The organism is Candidatus Eremiobacterota bacterium (assembly GCA_031082125.1).
In the GTDB taxonomy this organism is placed as follows: Bacteria; Vulcanimicrobiota; CADAWZ01; order CADAWZ01; family Ess09-12; genus Ess09-12.
Genome location: JAVHLM010000021.1, coordinates 58,711 through 77,641, shown reverse-complemented (window position 1 = coordinate 77,641; position 18,931 = coordinate 58,711). Strand labels below are relative to the sequence as shown.

Sequence of the window (18,931 nt, the reverse complement as noted above, 5' to 3'; positions counted from 1 at the left end):
ATCCATGGCACAGGAAAATGACTATGAGGTTATCGTCGTGGGAGCAGGCCACGCCGGCAGCGAGGCGGCGCTGGCCTCTGCAAGGATGGGCTGCCGCACCCTGCTTCTCACCCTCAACATGGACACTCTCGGCTACCTCTCGTGCAACCCCGCAATAGGCGGCGTGGGCAAGGGCCACCTCGTGAGGGAGATCGATGCCCTGGGCGGCGAGATGGGGAAAGCGGCCGATGCGAGCGGCATCCAGTTCCGGCGCCTCAACATGAGCAAGGGCCCCGCTGCGAGGGGCCTGAGAGCCCAGGTGGACAGGGACCTCTATGGCAGCTACATGAAAAGAATCCTGAGCACTACGGCCAGGCTCCACCTTCGGCAGAGCCTGGTCTCAAAGATCCTCGTCGAGGGAAAGATGGTGCAGGGCGTCACTGACACGACAGGTGAGTCCTTCTTCGGTAAGGCCGTCATCATCACGCCGGGTACCTTCCTCCGGGGCCTCATCCACATAGGCCTCGTCCATTTCCCCGGGGGGCGCCTGGGCGATCTCGCCTCCGAGGACCTCCCGGAGAGCATGAGGGAACTGGGCTTCACCCTCGGGAGATTCAAGACCGGCACGACGCCGCGCCTGGACCGCAGGACCATCGATTTTTCAGGGCTCACGGTGCAGCCCGGCGACGACCCTCCCATGGCCTTCTCGTTTTCCACGGAAAGAATCACCCTTCCCCAGGTGCCATGCCATATTACCGCCACGAGCGAGAAGACCCATGCCATCATAAGGAGCGGCCTGGACCGCTCGCCTCTCTTCACGGGCATAATCACCGGGACAGGCGTCCGCTACTGCCCTTCCATCGAGGACAAGGTGACGCGCTTTGCAGACAGGGAGAGCCACCATGTCTTCCTTGAGCCTGAGGGCCTCGATTCCGTCGAGTACTACCCCAACGGCCTCTCCACGAGCCTCCCGCTGGACATCCAGATAAAGATGCTCAGGTCCATCAGGGGCCTCGAAGAGGTGGAGATCCTGCGGCCCGGCTATGGGATCGAGCACGACTATTCCGACCCGCGCCAGCTCTTCCCCACCCTCGAGACCAAGGCCGTGGAGTGCCTCTACTTCGCGGGGCAGATAAATGCCACGACGGGCTACGAGGAAGCGGCAGCCCAGGGGCTCATGGCAGGAATAAACGCCGCCCTCAAGGTGCAGGGCAGAGACTCCCTAGTGCTTGACAGGTCGCAGGCCTATATCGGCGTCCTCATCGATGACCTGGTCACGAAGGGAACCGAGGAGCCTTACAGGATGTTCTGCTCGCGGTGCGAGTACCGCCTCCTCCTCAGGGAGGACAATGCCGACCTGCGCCTCGGGAAAATCGGTTACGGGCTGGGGCTTGTCCCGGAAGAGAGCTACAGGCGGATCTGCGGGAAAGAGGAGCATATCGATGCGGAGAGAGTGCGGCTGAGAAGCGCCAGGCTCAATCCCCGGGCGGAAGTGAATGAGAAGCTGGCCCAATGGGGTACGAGCGCCATGAAAAAGACCACGACGCTTGAAGAGCTCCTCAGGAGACCCGAGGCCACCTATGACAGGGTCATTGAGCTGGCGGGAATAGGGAGCACGCTCTCGGAAGATGAGCGCTACCAGGTTGAGCTCGCCATAAAATACGCGGGCTTCGTGGAGCGACAAGTTCACGACATAGAGCGCTTCAGGCACCTTGAAGAGATAAAAATCCCCAATGATTTCGGCTACCAGGCAATTCCAGGACTTTCAAACGAAGTGGTGCAGAAGCTTGAGAAGGCAAGGCCCCTCTCGCTCGGACAGGCCTCAAGGATATCGGGGATCACGCCGGCCGCCATATGGACTCTCATGATGCACCTGAGGAGAAAGGAGCCTCTCTAGGCCCCTCCCGCGGCGGCAAGCTGGTCGATGAAGCCGTCGGCAAAAGCCCTGAAAAAAGGCACCATGGTGCGCGTATGAGCGGCGAAGCCCTTCTCCACTATGCCGTAGGCAATGAACATGTCTTCCTCTCCGGGAGACACCTTTCCCTCCTGGTATGCCGAGAGATACAGGTAGAACTCCAGGAGGCTGTACGCCACGAGGAGAGCCGCCAGGTTGCAGATGACGGGCTCAGGGCCGGCAAGGAACTTCCTGAAGACAAGGTGATCTACATAGCGCCGGGTAAAGTCATGCTTCCAGGGTGAGGGGTGGGCGCGGTAATAGGGGAAGAACCCTGCCATCGCGATCTCCTTTTCGAAGAGGCCGCTTTTCAGGGTCCCCCCCTGGAGCAGGGCATCGGTATTGGCCCGGGCTTCCTCAGGGGAAGAGGATTCCAGCACACCCACGACGGCCATGGTAAAGAAGGAGCTGAGCTCCTCGAGCATGGGATCGTGAGCAAGCGGCTGAGCCGCAATCCTCTCAAGCCTGCCGGCCAGTAAATCGGCACTGAGGCCCGTAATGCCCTCCTTCCGGCACTCCATCACCAGCAGGCACACCCTGGAAAGAGCGTCAATGAGGCCCCCTTCAAGGGAGGCGCCTGCATCGAGGCGCTCCATGACAAAGCTTTCCAGCGCCCTGTAGCCCTCCCAGTCAAGCGATATGCACTGGTCCAGCAGGATATTCTCATCGTTGACAGCGCTGAACCGGTGCTCGCCAAGAATGCCCTCAAGTCCCCCGGAATAGCTCTCGAGGGGATCGCCGACGTTTCGCTGGCAGGACTCGCAGTAAAAGGAAACGCCCACGAATACGCCGTCAGGCGTCGGCTTGAGCTTGAAAGGGAACTGGCGGCATACAAGGGGCTTGGCGCCGTACCCCAGCTCACCATGAATGTCGCAGAGCGCTTTATCGTCAAGGAAGATGCAGCGGCCGTCGTCCCTTCTCACCGTTGACACCGAGCCATCTTCTTCGCTGACACGGAAGAGGTCGCAGCCCTTCCCCTCCTTCAGGCGGCCGATGAAAGGCGCGGCACCCAGTGCCTGGTATGTGGCTTCATCGACGTGAATGTTCCAGTCCCTGCAGCACCGGCCGCAGCCCCTGCAGCGGTAAAAATATCCCCGGGGGAACAGCAGCTTCACGAGAGCACCTTTTCACGGGGTGAGAGCCTGTTGCCGGCAAGGACATATTCGGCTCCGCAGACGCCGCAGACGGGATTCTCGCCCTTGGGGAGCTTGATGCCGCACGAGCACATCCACCCTGTCTGCTTCGCGGGGTTTCCCACCATCAGCGCGTAATCGGGCACATCCTTTGTCACGACGGCGCCGGCGCCCACAAAGCAGTATTTCCCCAGCGTTATCCCGCAGAGGATTGTGCTGTTCGCCCCCAGCGTCGAGCCCTGCTTCACGAGGGTGGACTTGTACTCAGACTTCCTGTTGATGTGGCTCCTGGGATTTATCACGTTGGTGAAGACCATCGAGGGGCCGCAGAACACGTAGTCCTCAAGAATCACATTGTCATAAATCGAGACGTTGTTCTGGATCTTGACGAAATCCCCCACGACGCCCTTGGAGCCGATGTTGACATTCTGCCCGATGGAGCACCCCTTCCCTATTCTGGCCCCGCCCTGCACGTGGCTGAAATGCCATATCTTCGTTCCTTCGCCCACCTCGGCGCCCTCGTCAACGTAAGAGGAATCATGACAGTAAAAATGCGACATGGTCCGCTCCTTTCACGGTAAGATAGATACCATTTTCCTATCGGCGGCAAAATTCCTCTCTCGGGGCCTTCCCGCTAATATGAAGAGACAGCCTTTTCAGACTGCCTCCGCCTGGAATGATATGAATTAGTGCGTTTTATTTTTACCCTAGGGCCCCAGCCCCCTGGAGAAGACATAATACGGCTCATCGGCTTTGAAACCGAGAGAAGCATGGTTTGTGCCCTTGCAGCAGATGGTGAACTCGCCGCAGTCATTATCGACGATATAGCCTGCCGAGTAGGTATCGGTGTGGGTAAAGGGGCAGCTTGGAATAATCTTTATATAAGAGCCGGAGGGAAGATCGGAGAGGGTAGTGGGGAACTCCTTTTTTTCATACTGGTAAGCCTGGAGGGCCGTCGTGATATTCCTCAGGTTTGCCTGGCAGACGCTCAGGTGGGTGCGGTCAATGCCTTTCCTGTATACAGGGATGGCCGTGACCATAAGGAGGGCCATGATGAATATAACAGTCATCAGCTCTACAAGGGTGAAGCCACCCTTCCTGCATATCCTTCGCCTTCTCGAGAGATTCATATCGGTATCACCTCCTTTCTCTTGAAAATATGCCTGCCAGGAGCCTCCTCCTGGCTGCAAGTCTCTTCACCCCATGAACAATATCAGCTCTCGGCAGCAAATAATATAATAATGCTGCTCTCTGATTATATCATACTGCAAAACAAGACCGGGAGCATTCGTCCAAAAGACCTATTTTGCATGGCAAAAGACCTACAGGGAAAATAACAGGTGCGGCCCATGCACGGAGGGAATAAGCTTCATCTGGAGAATAAGGGGGAATGAAGCGTTCCCGTCCCTCTTTCATCGCGATTTTCTGCTTAGCGGCTCTTTTTTTCATTGCCATTCTCCAGGGGAACAGGGCCTGGGCCAGGGATGTCCTTGTTGATGACGGGTGGTTTGAGATCTTTCTCAACGGCCAGAAAATCGGCAGGGAGCACGTGGTGTTAGAGACCTCGACATTTCAGGGGAAGAAGTGCTACCACTTCCGCGAGTACTCAGAGGGCCGGCTTGCCATCGACGAGAAGAAGAGTAATGTCGTCACCATTACGAACGCTTACCTGGGAATGGACATGAAGCCTCTCTATTTCAAGGAGGAGAACCGCGAAGAGGGGCAGGTCATCACCACGGAGATCATCATCACGGGCAAGGATATCGCCTTCAGGAAAAAACTCGGCTCCACCGTGACGGTAAAGCGGATACCTTATGTAAAGGGATGCGTCTTCAGCACAAGCGGCCTCTTGGTGAAGCACAGGGGCCTGAGGGTCGGCAACAGGTTCTCGGTGAAAGTGATCTACGAGGAGAAAGGCACTCTCGAGAGAGAGGACGTGGAGGTCCTGAAGCGTGACAGGATCGAGATAGAAGGATCCCCTGTGGAATGCTATCTCGTGAAGGTTCAGAGCTCGGCCATCCCGGGGATACCCATATGGCTCTGGGTTGATGAAAAAGGGCGGAACCTCAAGATGAAGACCGTGACCCTCACGGCCCTGAGGACCTCAAAGGAAAAGGCTTCCAAATTCGTCTCGGCAGGAACCTATTCAAACAGGATCGCCGTGGCGCAGCTCATCCCCCCTCTCGCCGACATCTCCCGGATGAAGCTCACCATGCGCATTGAGTGTGACGAGCCGGGGGAAGTCCTGGAGAACTGCCTGTACCAGACCGTGGAGAAAGACAGCAGGAACTATGCCGTGACCCTCCATGAGATAAGGCCGGGCACCGGCGGGAAAAAAGAGAGCGCTGAAAGCCTTGCTCCTTATCTGAAGCCTTCAGTGCTCATCGAGAGCGGTGATCCCCTCATCAAAAAGAAGGCCCGGGAGATTGCGGGCGATGAGAAAGAGACGGGGAAGAGGATAGAGCTGCTCTGCACATGGGTTTACGAGCACCTCAGGAAGGTGGAGAGCAAGGTGGCGCTGCAATCGGCCACAGAGACCCTCAGGAGCGAGTCAGGGGACTGCACGGAGCATGCCACGCTTTTCTGCGCCCTGTGCAGGGCCCTCTCGATCCCTGCACGGCAGGCGAGCGGCCTCGTGTTCACCGGCAGCTCATTCGGCTTCCATGCCTGGGCTGAAGCCTACAATGGCCAGTGGGTCCCCGTGGACGCCACTCTCAACAGGGTGGGCATTCCTGCCTGCTATATCTTCCTGGGGGCCGATTCGGAAGGGAAGCCTACCATACAGAGCACGGTGAAACTGGTGAAAATGCTGAGCAACACCGCTATCTCGGTGCTGTCTGTCACTGCGGGCGACAGCACTTTTATCCCCGCTGATCCCTCCACGTTCATGAGAGGAAACGGCGACAGGATAGACCACCTCCTCTGGGGCATCACCCTGCAGAAACCGGCAGGATGGACCGCAGGCACCGCAGGCGCCTCGCGCCTTTTCCTTGACTCTCCCGGAGGGAGCCGCATCGCCCTGTTCCCCGTTTACAGCACCTTCTCCGCCTCGCCGCAGGCAATCGAGGAGCTTGCCCGATCGGAGCTTGAAAAGAGCGTGAAAAACCTGGTGTTTGGCGCCCCGCGCTATAATTCCACAGAGCACTGCAACCTCTTTGAGCTCTCCTGGTCAGGAGAGTGCAAGGGCCGTGAATACAAGGGGAAAGCCGTGGCAGTCGCCAGCAGGGACAGGGTCTTCCTCGCGGTGCTCTCTTATCCTGTGGAATTGTTCTCCGAGGCGCTGCTGGACTTTGAAAAGACCCTGGGAAGCATTGAGCTCAGAAGCTCGCCCTGAAGCGGTAGAGAAGAAAGCTCGCCAGAAGGGCCGAGATGCCGGCACAGATCACTGGAACACTGTATGAGGTGACTTCGCCCACCTTGCTGAATATCAGGGCTCCCATGGAGCTTGCGATGATGTTGGTGAACGTCGCTGCCGACGAGAGACCGCCGATCCGGTCTGATCTGAAAAGGCGCGAGAGGCCCACGAGAAAAGCCACGGCGGCAATGCCGTCGCCGAACTCATGAACCATCCTCATGGAGGCCGAAAGATAGACATTGTGGTTCACCATCAGGATCATCCCGAGCCCCGAGGCAAAAAACCCTGTCTCCATGATCTTCCACGTATCAATGTGATTCCGATCCATGACCTTCCCCGCCATGATCGTCGTGATGGTCAGGACTATGAGGGGTGCCAGCATGTAGAGGCCCGACTGGAACTTGGTGAAGCCGAAATGCCCTTCCAGGAACAGGAAAAGGGTGCTCGCCTCGGAGCCCCAGTGGATGGCAAAGACAGAGTAGACAAGGCAGAAGATGAGGACCCGGGGCCTCCTGAAATCCTGCAGGTACTCGAGCATGTTGATGCTCACCAGGGTGCTGCTCCCAAGGAACAGTGCGTAGACGGCAAGGAAGAGATTGGCTGCCGCCGAGAGGGCAAGCAGGGCCACAAGCTGATGGGAGGTCATCATGAAGCCGCCTCCCACAAGCCCGAGGGCATAGCTCAGGTAGGCCATTCCCTGGAAGAACCCGAGGCTTCTGCCCCTCTCCCTGTCATCGACGAACTTGAGGGCCAGGGCCTGGACCGAGACATTGAAAAAGTTTGCCGAAGCGCCGCCTATGATGAAGACCGCGATGAGCCCGTGGAAGGACTTGAAAAAGATGAGACCGCAGTAAAAAAGGGAGTATCCCGCGAGGGCCAGGGTGATGAGGAACCGTGAATTCACCCTGTCGTTCAGGACGCCTGCAGGGATGGAAAAGAGGAGGGGCGTGAGCGAATAGATGGAGAGGAGAATCCCTATCTCCCATCCTCCGAAATGGAGCTCCTTCAGCAGGAGGGCCGGGTAGAAAAAGATGCTCCCCTGGAAAAACTTCATGAGGCAGTTCAGAATATTGAGCCTTTTCATAGCGGGTCCTCTGCTTCGACACCGGGTGGAGATACTGCAATGTGCCTCTTCTGGAGGTCTACGAGAAGGCGGCGCTGAAAAATATGCGCACTGCTGTGACTGGAACATATCTTTTCACAGCCTTCCTCCTTCTGGAATTCTCTTTTCTCCCGGGCAGATCTCATGGATCTCTATTCAAGGGCGCCCGGGGTGAATCCTATTGGGGCCTCAGGATTCCCATGGCCAGGAGGTTCTCCTCCTCGAGGCGCGCTCTTCCCACGTGGAGGAGGGCAAGGCGCGAGACATGGTCCCCATGGGCCTGCACGGCAATGGTGCCGTCGCCCCTGGTGCCCAGGAAGACGCCGATCCCCAGGCAGTTCCGCTCCTTGTCGTGGAGCCCCACTATGCGCCCGAGAAGATCTTCGCACGAGAGCTCATCTCTGTGGGCACCCGCAAGGGCAAGGCTGGAGAGGCGCAGGGTGCAGGCCCTGCTTCCCTCCAGGTAACGGGAAAACTTTTCCGCCCTGGTGCGCATCCGCATCTCCATGGACCGCACCTTGATGTGAGGCGACACAGGGAGGATAAGGACCTCCGTAGCGGTGACATGCCGGTAAGGCAGAAGGACCGGGTCAAGCTCCCTGTCCCTCTGGAACGCCACAATGAGCCCGGGGTTCAGCATCTCGAGCTTGGCCTGCTTGTAGACTTTCGCGCTCCGTCCATATATCCATCCCGTGGTATTGATGACTATGCACCGGGTGCCCCTGGCAGCCGAGAGGGCCGAAAGCCTCGCCGCACCGGCCACTCCCCTCAGGGTATTTCCCCAGGGGGTCTTGGTGCCCAGGAAAAAAAGGGACTCCACAGGAAGATCGCCGTAAGAGCGAAAAGGAGCCCGGGGAAGGGCAAGACCGAAGGTGGCGGGGGGGCCGATGTCGGACTGGCCTACATCCAGGTCAACAATTCCTACGGGGATCCCCTCCTTTGCGAGCTCCGACGAGAGAAAGCGGACAAAGGTGGACTTTCCCGAATCGGTGCCGCCAAGCACCACGGCAGTGCGGTACTTTTTCACGCGCTCCGGGATTATATACCATTCAGCGGGGACTATGAATTCCATGGACCATACTTCGACGACTCTGCCCTTTTTCCCTTGGAAGAGCTCATCGCTCACCGGAGATCCCTGGTATCGAGGAAAGAGCGGAAAAGAGGCGAATAGATGATTATGTCGTAAGGATCCGCCTTGCCCTCGGTGAGAAAGGAGCCCTATGAAGGAAGAGGAATTCTGGGAGCGCAACCTCATCCTGCGCGTGCTCTGCGGCAGCAGGGCATACGGCCTTGCCGGCGACGACAGCGATGAAGACACCAGGGGCATCTGCATCCCCCCCAGGGAGTTTCTCCTGGGCCTTCGCACCTTTGATCAGCATGAAAGCATCGGCCACGACCACGTTGTCTATTCCCTCGCCAAGTTCGTGAGGCTGGCCCTCCAGGGAAATCCCAACATCATTGAGACGCTCTTTGCGGACCCTGAGCATGTCCTCTTCGTGAATGCCCCGGGCGGAAGGCTTCTTGAAGGGCGGCGGATCTTTCTGTCGCGGCGCGTGGGCGAGCGCTTCAGCTCATACGCCGCAGCGCAGCTCAAGAGGATAGAGCGCCATCACCGGTGGCTTCAGTCGCCGCCGGAAAGACAGCCTTCGCCTGCTGACTTCGGCGCGGAAATGGTGGAGGGCCGCTACCGCTTCCCCCACCTTGACGCCGAGCACCATTACCAGGCCGCCATAAAGCACTGGAACCACTATCTGGCATGGAGGCGGAACCGCAACGCCGCAAGGGCAAAGCTCGAGGAGCTTTACGGCTATGACACCAAGCATGCCATGCATCTGTGCAGGCTTCTTGTGATGGGCCAGGAAATCCTTGCCACCGGGGAGGTCCTGGTGAAGAGGCCCGATGCCGAATGGCTCAAAAGGATTCGCCAAGGTGCCATGTCCTATGAGGAGCTTGTCCAGTGGTCATCACAGCAGGAAGCGCTGCTCCCCCGCCTCATGAATGAGTCGCCCCTCCCTGAGGAGCCTGACATCGAAGCGGCAGAAGAGCTCGTCATCGCTCTTCACTGGGATTTTCTCAAGGGGGACGGGAGCGCTGAAGGCTTATCAGAGGTTCCCAGGTAAAGACAGGGTGCTCTTTCCACGGCTCCTCCCTTTGGCATTGCCCGGCCTTCTCGTGACCTTCAAGGCCCTCCTCGCAAGCTCCTCCTCCACCGAGGAGAGGGTCACGCCTGCCCTGGCCATTGCCACCATCGTGAAATAAAGGAGATCGGCGGCCTCGGCCGTCACTTCGTCTCCCTTCGCCCTGGCAAGCTCCCCTGCCTCCTCGAGGAGCTTCGCTTTGAGAAGGCCCTTTTCTGAGGCGAGCCTTCTGGTGTAGGAGCCCTCTTCAGGCTTCTGAAGCTTCTGCATGATGCGTTTTTCAAGGGCCTGGAGGCCTCTGGCCTCCCCAAAGCAAGAGTAAGACCGGCGATGGCAGAATCCCTCGCCATGCTGGCGGACGGTGAAGAGGAGCGTGTCCCTGTCACAGTCGGGAGTGATTGAGACGAGCTCCTGCCAGTTCCCTGACTGCGCGCCTTTCACCCAGATTCCCCGCCCCCGGGAGTGATACACCCCTTTCCTCTCCGCCACGGCCTTCCTGAGGGAATCGGGGCCTGAGTATACAAGGCCGAGCACCGTGCCCCTCTCATCGGCCACCACCGTGGGCCAGAGGCCGTCAGGGCGGTCAGAGGGCCTGAGGGGCGCCGCAATGGCATCGGCAAGAAGCAGCTTCCCCGTGTGGAAGGCCATCCCCACCTGGGTATTGACTCCCCTTTCGTCGGCCCTCCTTATCTCGGCGGTCTTAAAGATGCCCCCTGCAAGGGTGAGATCCATGCCCCCCATCGAGGCCAGCACCTCCAGGAATCCCATGTCCATTCCTGCCTGCCGTCCCTCTCTTTCCACGCAGGTTACCAGAAAGCCGCTCACGTAGTCCCTGATGATCTCCATCCTCTCCTTCAGGGAATAGAGAGTTTTCTCGCGCCAGCCGTTTATTACCACACGGCCGTTGGCGCAGTCAATGGCGGCGATGACCCTCTCAGGGGGCAGCTCCTTGAGGAATGCTGGCTCAGCCTTGGTGCCTATGATGACTTTCGCGGCCCCGCCGTCAAGGTAAGCCCTTGCTTTTCTCGTGGTCCTTATCCCGCCTCCCACTCTGCAGGGCGCCAAGGCGAGCATTTTCAGGATGAGCTCCTCGTTCGAGCCTTTCTCGAGGGCCGCGTCCAGGTCCACGAGGGTCACTTCTCCGGCAATGCTGAATTTTTTGAGAAGCTGCAGGGGATCGCCGAGGCGCACCATGTCAGGCGACTCTTCTCCCCCCACGAACTGCACCGCTTCGCCTTGCATGAGGTCTATTGAAGGAATGATCATTGATATTTCCCCCAGTGGAGACGGTTTTCCTTACTTCTCAAGCGGCCGGACCTTAATGCCGCACCTGGGAGATTTAGGCGGAGGGCAGGGAAATACCTTCTCGGGCAGATCCGGGATATCGGATTGCATTGCGGGGGATTATCTGCTGCAGGGAGGTACTGAATGAATAAGCTCGCTCTCCGTGGAATTGACGGTGGTGAAGCGAGAAGGCAGAAGTCTCGATTTATTAACGAAATGGTAATTGACGGAACCTTTCCCTTCCCCTATAATCATTTCAGAGGCCTTCTATTTCTCTGTACGTCTTCTGAGAGGAGGAGGGGAAGCTGCTTCCCCTGTATGCCTATGGATATAAGGAAAAATGATGCATTACCATGGTTTCCCCGGGAGCTGCAGCTGCCGCCGGGGCAGGGCGCGCCAGGCAGCACGGAAAATGCCCTGCAGGGCGACACGGTAACCCTGCAGCAGGACAGGTCCCTGGAAAAGGGCCTCACCTGGAAAGGGATGCCGGCAGAGAGCAGGGAAATACCTCCCGGAACAGGCGCCGCCGCGGGAGAAAAAGTGAGCCCCTTCGGGGGAGTGCTGGGGAAGTGGCTCAAAAACTCGATGGTGGGGCTCTTCATCGGCCTCACACTCCTTGGCACGGCAGGATGCGGCACGAGGACGGCGGAACCGCCCTTGCAGGACAAGCCGCCCCAGGAGAAGGTCATCTCCCAGGAATCCCAGGGCATCTCCTCGATGGAGGACTTCCAGCGCATCGGCGAGTCATCGCTTGTGCGGCTCTCCGAGGTTGCGCAGCGCTACGGAGGGAATATCTACGCCAAGACCGACAAGGGCCCCTCCACGGAGCCCCTCAGCGCCAAGGATGCCTATAACATCCTTCTCAAGGGACAGAGCTTCTACTTCAGGGGGTCATCGGCCACTGATTATATCGAGGTGAAAAACGTCAAGGAGTTCGGCACCCTTTACAAGGAAGTAATCGCAGAGGCTGCAAAGCAGGAGGCCACAGGCGTCCTGGACTCCATGACCGAGTCCCTGAAAAGCAGCGAATACGGCCAGAAGGTAATGGCCCACCTCGGGGAGCTTGCCAAATCCCATGGCGGCGACATCTACCGGAAAAGCGGAGATTCCCTCACGCCCCTCACCCCTCTTGACGCTTACAAGGACGTCCTGATGGGGAAAACAGTCTATTTCAAGGGGGGGAAGGATGCAGAGCCCCTGGAGATCAAGAACCTTCAGGGCCTGGGGACCGTCTACCAGCAGGTCATCAAGGAGAGCGCCATTGAAGCCGTGAAGGACCAGGGGATGGCCTGGGTCCAGGATGCCCTCCAGAACAGCACCCAGGGCCAGCAGGTCCTGTCGCACCTCCAGGAGATAACGGGAAAATTCGGCGGGAACATCTACGGCAAAACTGATAAGGGCCCCTCGGAGAAGCCCCTCAGCCCTATGGAGGCATACCAGAGCCTCAGCAAAGGCGAAGGGATCTATCTGAAAGGGAGCAAGAACGCAAAGCCGGTCGAGATCAGGAATCTCCAGCAGCTCGGCACCATCTATAAGGAAATTACCGGTGAAATTGCCAAATCAGGCATGCAGGAAAGCGTCCAATGGGCCAAGGATGCCCTGAAGGACAGCCAGGCCACGAAGGATCTCCTGATCCACCTTGCAGACCTCAACACCAGATATGGCGGCAGCATGTACACGGCGGGCCAGGACGGCGCGAAGACGCCCCTCTCTCCCCTCGGCGCTTACGACATGCTCTCAAAGGGCGGGAAGTTCTACTTCCAGCCCTCGAAAGAAGGGAAAGCCCGGGAGATCAAGAGTGCCGACGACCTCGTGAAGGCCTACATGGAAGTGCTTCAGCACGTTCCCAAGGAGGAGGGCAGCAAGGAAGCAGGCAAGACAGGCGATCTCCTGAAAAAGCTCCTGGAAGAGCAGCTGGGGAAGTATATGCCGGGGGCCCAGGCGCCGCAGCAGACGCCTCAGCCGGGGAAATAGCAGCTTTTCAGTCGCTCCAGGAAAGGCTGCCTTTCTTCCAGGAACTCACCGGCCCCGCCGGCAACTATCTCCTCCATCGCCTCGACAGAGTGGCATGTGGAATCCCTCACCGCCGGCATGAGCCTGGCACAGAGGAGTGCTGTCAGAAGCGAAGCTGCCCCTGCCTGAAACTTCTCGCTTTCAGGCCCCTTCCCGTCACGTCTCTCCATCATGGCAAGGATAAGCTCAGAAGCCACCTTTGCCCAGAGCTTCCCGGGAAATGCCCCAAGCCTCAGGGGCAGGGCGGCAAGCTCTCCAATGGCTCTCATTGAGGGCCGGGAGAAGACCTCGCAGGCCATGTGCTCAAGGTTCCTGAGGCCCTTCGTGAAATGCTCCCAGAGGGATTCTGCCGTCACGCCTTCAAAGGGAAGATATTCCGACCGGGCCTCACCGAACTGGCGGGGCGCCTCTGGAGCTCCCCGCTCCGAAAAGAGCTTCTCCGTGCGGTCCAGCAATACAGCGAAAGTCCCCGTGAAGTGCTCTGCCTGCCTTTCCAGGGCCGGGAAAAATTCCTGGCGGCCCTTCCTTGTTCCCAGCAGGCTTTCGCCGATATCCCATTTCATCTGGAGAGCCCTCATGAGGGGAAAAGCTGCTCCTGCTGTGATATGAAGCTCTTCACATTCGGGGTTGAGAAGCTCTGGAAGGCTTTTCCCGTTGACGGCATAGTCACCGGGAAAAGGGTTCCTCACCCTGACACCGTAAAGGGAAGAGAAAAGGGGAAAGACAAGAAAATCCCTCATGGCATGGTGGCAGGGATTCTCATAGTAGAGGGGACTCACGTACTGGCAGCCTCCTTCCAGGAGAGGCGAGGCAAGCCTCAGCGGCCAGAGAGGAGTTATTGAAGGGGAAGCGCCGCTCAGCACAATGACAAGGGAGGCATTGAGAACTTCAGCGCACTTGAAGAGCAGATGGGCAGGCGGGAGGTGATCCTTTCCATGGTCGAGAGTGAGGAAAGTGACGGCCCGGTGGATGTCGGCGCGCTGGAATTCCTCAGGGGTGCCGTCTGTGGAGCCGCAGTCCATGTTCACCATGACAGCCTTCAGGTCCCGGAGGTACATTCTCAGGCCTGAAGCCGCCTGCTCCGCCACATGGCGGACAGTGCCGCTGTCATTGCGGGACATGATGCCCACGACAATATCGGCCTCTCCGGTCTTTTCCAGGAGCGCGGAGCCTTTCAGGAACATTCTCGAGTGTATGATCATCAGGTGCCTGTCTTTCTGTCGCCTGGTATACTTTTGAGTATAACAGGAACAGGGGCCTTGATCAACTGCCCTTGAAAACCGGAAAACCCTGGAATGCCCCTTGCCTGTCCATTTCAGCTCTTGCCTTTTTCCAGGTAGGAAAAAAGAATCTATAATCAAATTATTACTATAAGAATATCTGGTGCCGCAGAAACTATGAAACTATCGATCTTACTGGCCGTTTTCGCTGAAGAAGAGGTCGTTGCCGAGCTGGTGAAACAGCTTGCAGATCTCCTCGGAGAGGAGATATTCGAGATAATCATATTGATTTCCCCAAAGTCGCCGCAGAAGACCAAAGACATCTGCAGCAGGCTTGAGAACGAGTATCCCTTCCTGAAGGTGCATGTTCAGAGAGAGTACCCGGGAAACGGCCTCGCCTTCCGCGAAGGGTTCAGCATGGCGGAAGGTGATTATATCCTCATGATGGACGGCGACGGCGAGATGGATCCCCATACTGTGCCGGAGCTTGTCAGAAAAATTGAAGAGACCGGGGCAGACATGGTAGTGGCCAGCCGCTGGGCCCCCGGGGGAGGCGCCGAGGGATACGACCCGCTCAAGTATTTCCTGAACCGGGGCTTCCAGGTGATATTCGGAGTGCTCTTCAGGACAAAGATTCATGACCTCACCCTTGGCTTCAAGCTTATGAAAAAAGAAGTGGCCAAGGGGATAATCTGGGAGGCGCCATTCCAGGACATCGGTGAAGAGACAACAGTGAAGCCCCTTCGTGCGGGATTCCGCGTCGAAGAGGTCCCTACAGTGTGGAAAAAGCGGGGTGCCGGGTCCTCGACCAACAACTTCACAAGGAACTTCCGCTATGTGAAGCTTGCCCTTGAGGTGCTGGGGACAAAACCTGAGAAGCTGCTGAAGAAAGGAGACATTTCATGAAGATACTTGTTACGGGCGGTGCTGGGTATGTAGGGTGCGCGCTGATTCCGCTGCTCCTTGAAAAAGGGCACAGCGTCAGGGTGCTTGACAGCCTCATTCACGGCGGAAGGGGGCTCCTGCCCCTCTTCTCGCACAGGAAATTCGAGTTCTTGCGGGGAGACATCAGGGACAGGGAGAAGCTCAAGGAATCTCTCGGCGGGATAGATATCATAATTCATCTTGCCGCAATAGTGGGATACCCTGCCTGCAAGAAGAGCCCCCAGCTCGCCGAGGACATAAATTTTCATGGCACCGTGCTTCTCGAGAGAACACGGGATCACAGGGTCCCGATAATCTTCGCCTCCACGGGCAGCAACTATGGCGCCATCATCGGGGAAATCTGCAAGGAGGAAACCTTGCTGAGTCCCCTCACCATTTATGGAAAAACAAAGACCGACGCGGAGAATCACCTGATGCACTCAAAAAATACCATATGCATGCGCTTCGCCACTGCCTTTGGCATTTCAAACAGACTGAGGCTCGATCTCCTGATCAATGACTTTGTCTATCAGGCGAAGAAAATCCGCAACCTCATCATCTATGAGAAGTCCTTCAGGCGCACATTCATTCACGTGAGGGACATGGCCCGGGCCTTCATGTTCGCTGTTGACCACTACGAAAAGGTGAAGGATGACGTCTACAACGTCGGCTCGGAGAAAATGAACCTCAGCAAAGAGGAAGTGGCGATGCTGATCAGAAAGAAAATTGATTTTTACCTTCATTTCGCCGACGTGGGAAAGGACGAGGACCAGAGAAACTACGAAGTGTGCTATGATAAGATAAGCACCGCGGGATACACCACGACAATCTCCGTTGAGGAGGGAATCGACGAGCTTATAAAGGCTATGGATGTCATTGACATAAGCAACGAGTTTTCCAATGTGTAGAGGTGAGCAATGAGCATATGGAACGGGAAAAAGGTAATGGTGACGGGCGGCGCAGGCTTCCTGGGCTCCCATATCGTGGACCGCCTGGCGCACAAAGGCTGTGAAGTGCTTGTACCCAGGAAAAAGGACTGGGATTTCACTGACTGCCATGCTACTGAGAAGTATTTCAAGCACTTCGGGCCTCATATCGTCATTCACTGCGCCGCATTTTACGGCGGCATATGGATAAACCAGCTCTATCCCGGAAAAATCTATTATGAGAACCTCGTCATGGGCGCTCATCTCATGGAAGCCTCAAGGCTCAGCGGCGTGGAAAAATTCGTGGGAATAGGCACGGCATGCTCATACCCCGGCTACCTGGAAAATTACCTGAAGGAGGAAAACCTCTGGGACGGGCCTCTCCATGAATCAGTGGTCAACTATGGCCTCACGAAAAAGATGATGGCAGTCCAGGGATGGGCATACAAAAAGCAATATGGATTCAATTCCCTCCATCTCATTCTTACAAACCTTTATGGCCCCCGCGATACCTTCAATCCCGACCGCTCCCATGTCGTGCCGGCCCTCATAAGAAAATTTGTCGAGGCCGATATTGAAAAGGCTCCCGAGGTGGAGGTATGGGGAACAGGAAAGCCCATCAGGGAGTTTCTCTATGTCGATGACTGTGCCGAGGCAATCATACTGGCCACAGAGCGTTATGACGACCTGGTGCCCCTCAACATCGGCACGGGGATCGGCACAGAGATAAGGGAACTGGTGGAAGCCATCAGGGAGATAGTAAAGTTCGGGGGAGCCATACGATGGAATACGGAGAAGCCTGACGGGCAGTATAAGAAGATCCTCGATGTGAGCAGGATGAGGGAGGCGCTCTGCTGGGAGCCGCCTACAAACCTCAGGGAGGGTCTTGAAAAGACCATTGCCTGGTATAGAGAAAACAAGGAGAGCGCCGATAAAAGGCTTTGAACGGAAAAGCTCCATTGAACGTGGCGGGTTTCCGTCCCCTCTTTCCGGCAGGTGATCAATTCGCTTTTTAAAGACCAACTGAAGGCTTCAACGGAGGAAACCACAATGGAAGAGGGCAGAATCCTCTACCCTGAAGACAAGATTCCCCTCACGACGCTCATCCCCATGGGGCTGCAGCATGTGCTGGCCATGTTCGGCGCCACGGTCCTGGCGCCGCTCCTGATGGGTTTCAGCCCCCAGATTGCCCTCTTCTTCTCCGGCATCGGCACTCTCATCTTTATCGCCGTCACCTCCTTCAAGGTGCCGAGCTACCTCGGCTCAAGCTTCGCCTTCATAGGCCCCGTGCTGGCAATCACGGGGGGAAATGCTGCAAATATCCCTTATGCGCAGTCTGGCATTGCCGCCGCCGCCATCCTTTACGGCATCGCGGCCCTTGCCACGATAAGATGGGGCTCACACTGGATAGACCGCCTTATGCCGCCCGTGGTGACAGGGACCGTCGTGGCAATCATTGGCCTGAACCTGGCCGCATCGTCCATGGCCAACGCCATCAATCCCGATTTTGCCATCACCTCTGCCCGTGACGTGACCAACCTGACAATCGCATCGGTCACCTTTCTCACGGCAGCCTTCGTGGCAATGTACCTCCGGGGCTTCCTGAGGCTCCTGCCCATTCTTATCGGCGTCATTGTGGGATATACCCTCGCCTTCGCACTGGGCGCCATTGATCCTGCAGCGCTCGCCAAAATGGCCACAGCACCCTGGCTCGGCCTTCCCCCCTTTGTGATGCCCAAATTCAGCATTGAGGCCATGCTGGTAATCGCCCCCGTGTTCGTGGTCCTCGTCGCAGAAAACAAGGGCCACATTGCCGCCATTTCAAGCTGCATGAAGCGTGACCTCACCCCCCACCTCGGGAAGGCTTACCTTGGCGACGCCCTGGCGAGCTTCGTCTCTGCGATGGGCGGCGGGACGCCGCAGACCACCTACGCAGAAAACATGGGCGTGATGGCCATCACGAGGGTTTACAGCACTTATAACTTCGTGGCGGCTGCAGTCATCGCCATCATCCTGGGGCTCTGCCCCAAGTTCGGCGCCGCCATCCAGTCAATACCGGAGCCTGTCCTGGGAGGGATAACCCTTATCCTCTATGGCCTCATCACCCTCATGGGAGTGAAGATCTGGGTTGACGCCGGCATTGATTTCTATGAGCAGAAGAATCTCCTTGTCGCCGGAACCTCCCTCATAGTGGCCACAGGGCTTGGCGTCAAGGGGATCTTCATCTCGGGGATAGCTCTCTCGGGAATCGCCCTGGGAACGGTCCTCGCCATAATCCTCAACGTCATCCTGTCCCTGGGGGGAAAGGTCTCCCCGGCCGGAACCGGCGGAGGAGTGCTCCCATGCGGCGAGGAAGGAATAAGGAAATCCCCCCAAGAATAGAAAGGGCAAAGGAGAGGTGAGATTATGAGAAGCAAGATCCTTTTCCTGTCAGTTCTCGTCCTCATCACGGCAACGTTCTGGGGCTGCGGCAACCAGTCCGCCCCGAAGAAGGCTTTTCTGGAGTTCACCAGTGCAATGCGCGAGGGGAACTGGGACACCGTGTGGGACATGCTGTCAGAAAAATCCCAGAAAGCCTTTGAGGAAGAGGGCTATAAGAAGATGAAGGAAATTCTGGACACGATGCCCTCGGATCTCAAGAAGCAGAAGATCACCGAGCTTGGCGTCACCAACGGTGAGCTCCAGAAGATGAGCGCCAAGGACTTTTTCAAGCTCATCATGAAAAAGACCGATGCCTCCAAGGAGTTCATGAAAAACGCCGGGGGTGACCAGGTGGAGAAGGCGCAGGTCCAGGAGAACAAGGCAAGGCTGAAGATAAAGGGGAAAAACGAGGTGGCCGTCATGGTCTGTGAGAAAGGGAAATGGAAGATGGAGTTTGAAGAGGACTAGGGCCTCCCCGGATC

Annotated in this window: 16 protein-coding genes; 9 read left to right on the top strand and 7 right to left on the bottom strand. The window is 57.3% G+C overall.

What is annotated here, in order from left to right; all coding sequences use genetic code 11:
• Positions 1-4: 4 nt before the first annotated feature.
• On the top strand, positions 5-1,876 hold the full coding sequence (gene mnmG, locus RDV48_20975) for a tRNA uridine-5-carboxymethylaminomethyl(34) synthesis enzyme MnmG (GenBank protein MDQ7825287.1): 1,872 nt from the start codon (positions 5-7) through the stop codon (positions 1,874-1,876).
• On the opposite strand, the gene RDV48_20970 is transcribed toward mnmG, so the two are convergent.
• From RDV48_20970 to RDV48_20960, 3 genes are all read right to left on the bottom strand, one after another.
• Positions 1,873-3,048 (bottom strand): YkgJ family cysteine cluster protein, encoded by a 1,176-nt coding sequence (locus RDV48_20970; GenBank protein ID MDQ7825286.1) that lies wholly within the window; start codon positions 3,046-3,048, stop codon positions 1,873-1,875. The genes mnmG and RDV48_20970 overlap by 4 nt on opposite strands.
• The gene (locus tag RDV48_20965) at positions 3,045-3,626 is read right to left on the bottom strand and encodes an acyltransferase (protein MDQ7825285.1); all 582 of its coding nucleotides are present in this window, start codon (positions 3,624-3,626) and stop codon (positions 3,045-3,047) included. The genes RDV48_20970 and RDV48_20965 overlap by 4 nt, the downstream gene beginning before the upstream one ends.
• Positions 3,627-3,773: 147 nt before the next feature.
• Positions 3,774-4,196 (bottom strand): prepilin-type N-terminal cleavage/methylation domain-containing protein, encoded by a 423-nt coding sequence (locus RDV48_20960; GenBank protein ID MDQ7825284.1) that lies wholly within the window; start codon positions 4,194-4,196, stop codon positions 3,774-3,776.
• A 260-nt stretch (positions 4,197-4,456) separates the two neighbouring features.
• Between RDV48_20960 and RDV48_20955 the strand changes: the two genes are divergently transcribed.
• Complete coding sequence (locus RDV48_20955; protein ID MDQ7825283.1) at positions 4,457-6,400, top strand: transglutaminase-like domain-containing protein; 1,944 nt, start codon at positions 4,457-4,459, stop codon at positions 6,398-6,400.
• Here the strand turns inward: RDV48_20955 and RDV48_20950 are convergent.
• Both RDV48_20950 and RDV48_20945 read right to left on the bottom strand, forming a co-directional pair.
• The gene (locus RDV48_20950; GenBank protein ID MDQ7825282.1) at positions 6,384-7,505 is read right to left on the bottom strand and encodes an MFS transporter; all 1,122 of its coding nucleotides are present in this window, start codon (positions 7,503-7,505) and stop codon (positions 6,384-6,386) included. The genes RDV48_20955 and RDV48_20950 overlap by 17 nt on opposite strands.
• 196 nt (positions 7,506-7,701) lie before the next feature.
• The gene (locus RDV48_20945; GenBank protein ID MDQ7825281.1) at positions 7,702-8,649 is read right to left on the bottom strand and encodes a Clp1/GlmU family protein; all 948 of its coding nucleotides are present in this window, start codon (positions 8,647-8,649) and stop codon (positions 7,702-7,704) included.
• Positions 8,650-8,743: 94 nt separating this feature from the next.
• Between RDV48_20945 and RDV48_20940 the strand changes: the two genes are divergently transcribed.
• Positions 8,744-9,643 carry a nucleotidyltransferase domain-containing protein gene (locus RDV48_20940; protein MDQ7825280.1) on the top strand — a complete coding sequence of 300 codons (900 nt, stop codon included), beginning with the start codon at positions 8,744-8,746 and terminating at the stop codon, positions 9,641-9,643.
• On the opposite strand, the gene hisE is transcribed toward RDV48_20940, so the two are convergent.
• On the bottom strand, positions 9,626-10,927 hold the full coding sequence (hisE, locus tag RDV48_20935; GenBank protein ID MDQ7825279.1) for a phosphoribosyl-ATP diphosphatase: 1,302 nt from the start codon (positions 10,925-10,927) through the stop codon (positions 9,626-9,628). The genes RDV48_20940 and hisE overlap by 18 nt on opposite strands.
• Positions 10,928-11,263: 336 nt before the next feature.
• On the opposite strand from hisE, the gene RDV48_20930 reads away from it, so the two are divergent.
• The gene (locus tag RDV48_20930; GenBank protein MDQ7825278.1) at positions 11,264-12,919 is read left to right on the top strand and encodes a hypothetical protein; all 1,656 of its coding nucleotides are present in this window, start codon (positions 11,264-11,266) and stop codon (positions 12,917-12,919) included.
• Here RDV48_20930 and RDV48_20925 read toward each other — a convergent pair.
• Positions 12,904-14,160 carry a hypothetical protein gene (locus RDV48_20925; protein MDQ7825277.1) on the bottom strand — a complete coding sequence of 419 codons (1,257 nt, stop codon included), beginning with the start codon at positions 14,158-14,160 and terminating at the stop codon, positions 12,904-12,906. The two genes, RDV48_20930 and RDV48_20925, sit on opposite strands and share 16 nt — an antisense overlap.
• A 195-nt stretch (positions 14,161-14,355) precedes the next feature.
• Between RDV48_20925 and RDV48_20920 the strand changes: the two genes are divergently transcribed.
• The 5 genes from RDV48_20920 (at position 14,356) to RDV48_20900 (ending at position 18,917) form a co-directional block, all read left to right on the top strand.
• Positions 14,356-15,084 (top strand): glycosyltransferase, encoded by a 729-nt coding sequence (locus RDV48_20920; GenBank protein ID MDQ7825276.1) that lies wholly within the window; start codon positions 14,356-14,358, stop codon positions 15,082-15,084.
• On the top strand, positions 15,081-16,010 hold the full coding sequence (locus tag RDV48_20915; GenBank protein ID MDQ7825275.1) for an NAD(P)-dependent oxidoreductase: 930 nt from the start codon (positions 15,081-15,083) through the stop codon (positions 16,008-16,010). The genes RDV48_20920 and RDV48_20915 overlap by 4 nt, the downstream gene beginning before the upstream one ends.
• A 9-nt stretch (positions 16,011-16,019) precedes the next feature.
• Positions 16,020-16,973: a GDP-L-fucose synthase gene (locus tag RDV48_20910; GenBank protein MDQ7825274.1), complete on the top strand. Its 954-nt coding sequence runs from the start codon at positions 16,020-16,022 to the stop codon at positions 16,971-16,973.
• A 105-nt stretch (positions 16,974-17,078) separates the two neighbouring features.
• Complete coding sequence (locus tag RDV48_20905; GenBank protein ID MDQ7825273.1) at positions 17,079-18,410, top strand: solute carrier family 23 protein; 1,332 nt, start codon at positions 17,079-17,081, stop codon at positions 18,408-18,410.
• A 24-nt stretch (positions 18,411-18,434) separates the two neighbouring features.
• On the top strand, positions 18,435-18,917 hold the full coding sequence (locus RDV48_20900; GenBank protein MDQ7825272.1) for a hypothetical protein: 483 nt from the start codon (positions 18,435-18,437) through the stop codon (positions 18,915-18,917).
• Positions 18,918-18,931 lie beyond the last annotated feature (14 nt).

Coding starts and splice junctions, on each gene's coding strand:
- mnmG (MDQ7825287.1), top strand. CDS start 5: ATGGCACAGGAAAATGACTATGAGGTTATCGTCGTGGGAGCAGGCCAC.
- RDV48_20965 (MDQ7825285.1), bottom strand. CDS start 3,626: ATGTCGCATTTTTACTGTCATGATTCCTCTTACGTTGACGAGGGCGCC.
- RDV48_20960 (MDQ7825284.1), bottom strand. CDS start 4,196: ATGAATCTCTCGAGAAGGCGAAGGATATGCAGGAAGGGTGGCTTCACC.
- RDV48_20955 (MDQ7825283.1), top strand. CDS start 4,457: ATGAAGCGTTCCCGTCCCTCTTTCATCGCGATTTTCTGCTTAGCGGCT.
- RDV48_20950 (MDQ7825282.1), bottom strand. CDS start 7,505: ATGAAAAGGCTCAATATTCTGAACTGCCTCATGAAGTTTTTCCAGGGG.
- RDV48_20940 (MDQ7825280.1), top strand. CDS start 8,744: ATGAAGGAAGAGGAATTCTGGGAGCGCAACCTCATCCTGCGCGTGCTC.
- hisE (MDQ7825279.1), bottom strand. CDS start 10,927: ATGATCATTCCTTCAATAGACCTCATGCAAGGCGAAGCGGTGCAGTTC.
- RDV48_20930 (MDQ7825278.1), top strand. CDS start 11,264: ATGCCTATGGATATAAGGAAAAATGATGCATTACCATGGTTTCCCCGG.
- RDV48_20925 (MDQ7825277.1), bottom strand. CDS start 14,160: ATGATCATACACTCGAGAATGTTCCTGAAAGGCTCCGCGCTCCTGGAA.
- RDV48_20920 (MDQ7825276.1), top strand. CDS start 14,356: ATGAAACTATCGATCTTACTGGCCGTTTTCGCTGAAGAAGAGGTCGTT.
- RDV48_20915 (MDQ7825275.1), top strand. CDS start 15,081: ATGAAGATACTTGTTACGGGCGGTGCTGGGTATGTAGGGTGCGCGCTG.
- RDV48_20910 (MDQ7825274.1), top strand. CDS start 16,020: ATGAGCATATGGAACGGGAAAAAGGTAATGGTGACGGGCGGCGCAGGC.
- RDV48_20905 (MDQ7825273.1), top strand. CDS start 17,079: ATGGAAGAGGGCAGAATCCTCTACCCTGAAGACAAGATTCCCCTCACG.
- RDV48_20900 (MDQ7825272.1), top strand. CDS start 18,435: ATGAGAAGCAAGATCCTTTTCCTGTCAGTTCTCGTCCTCATCACGGCA.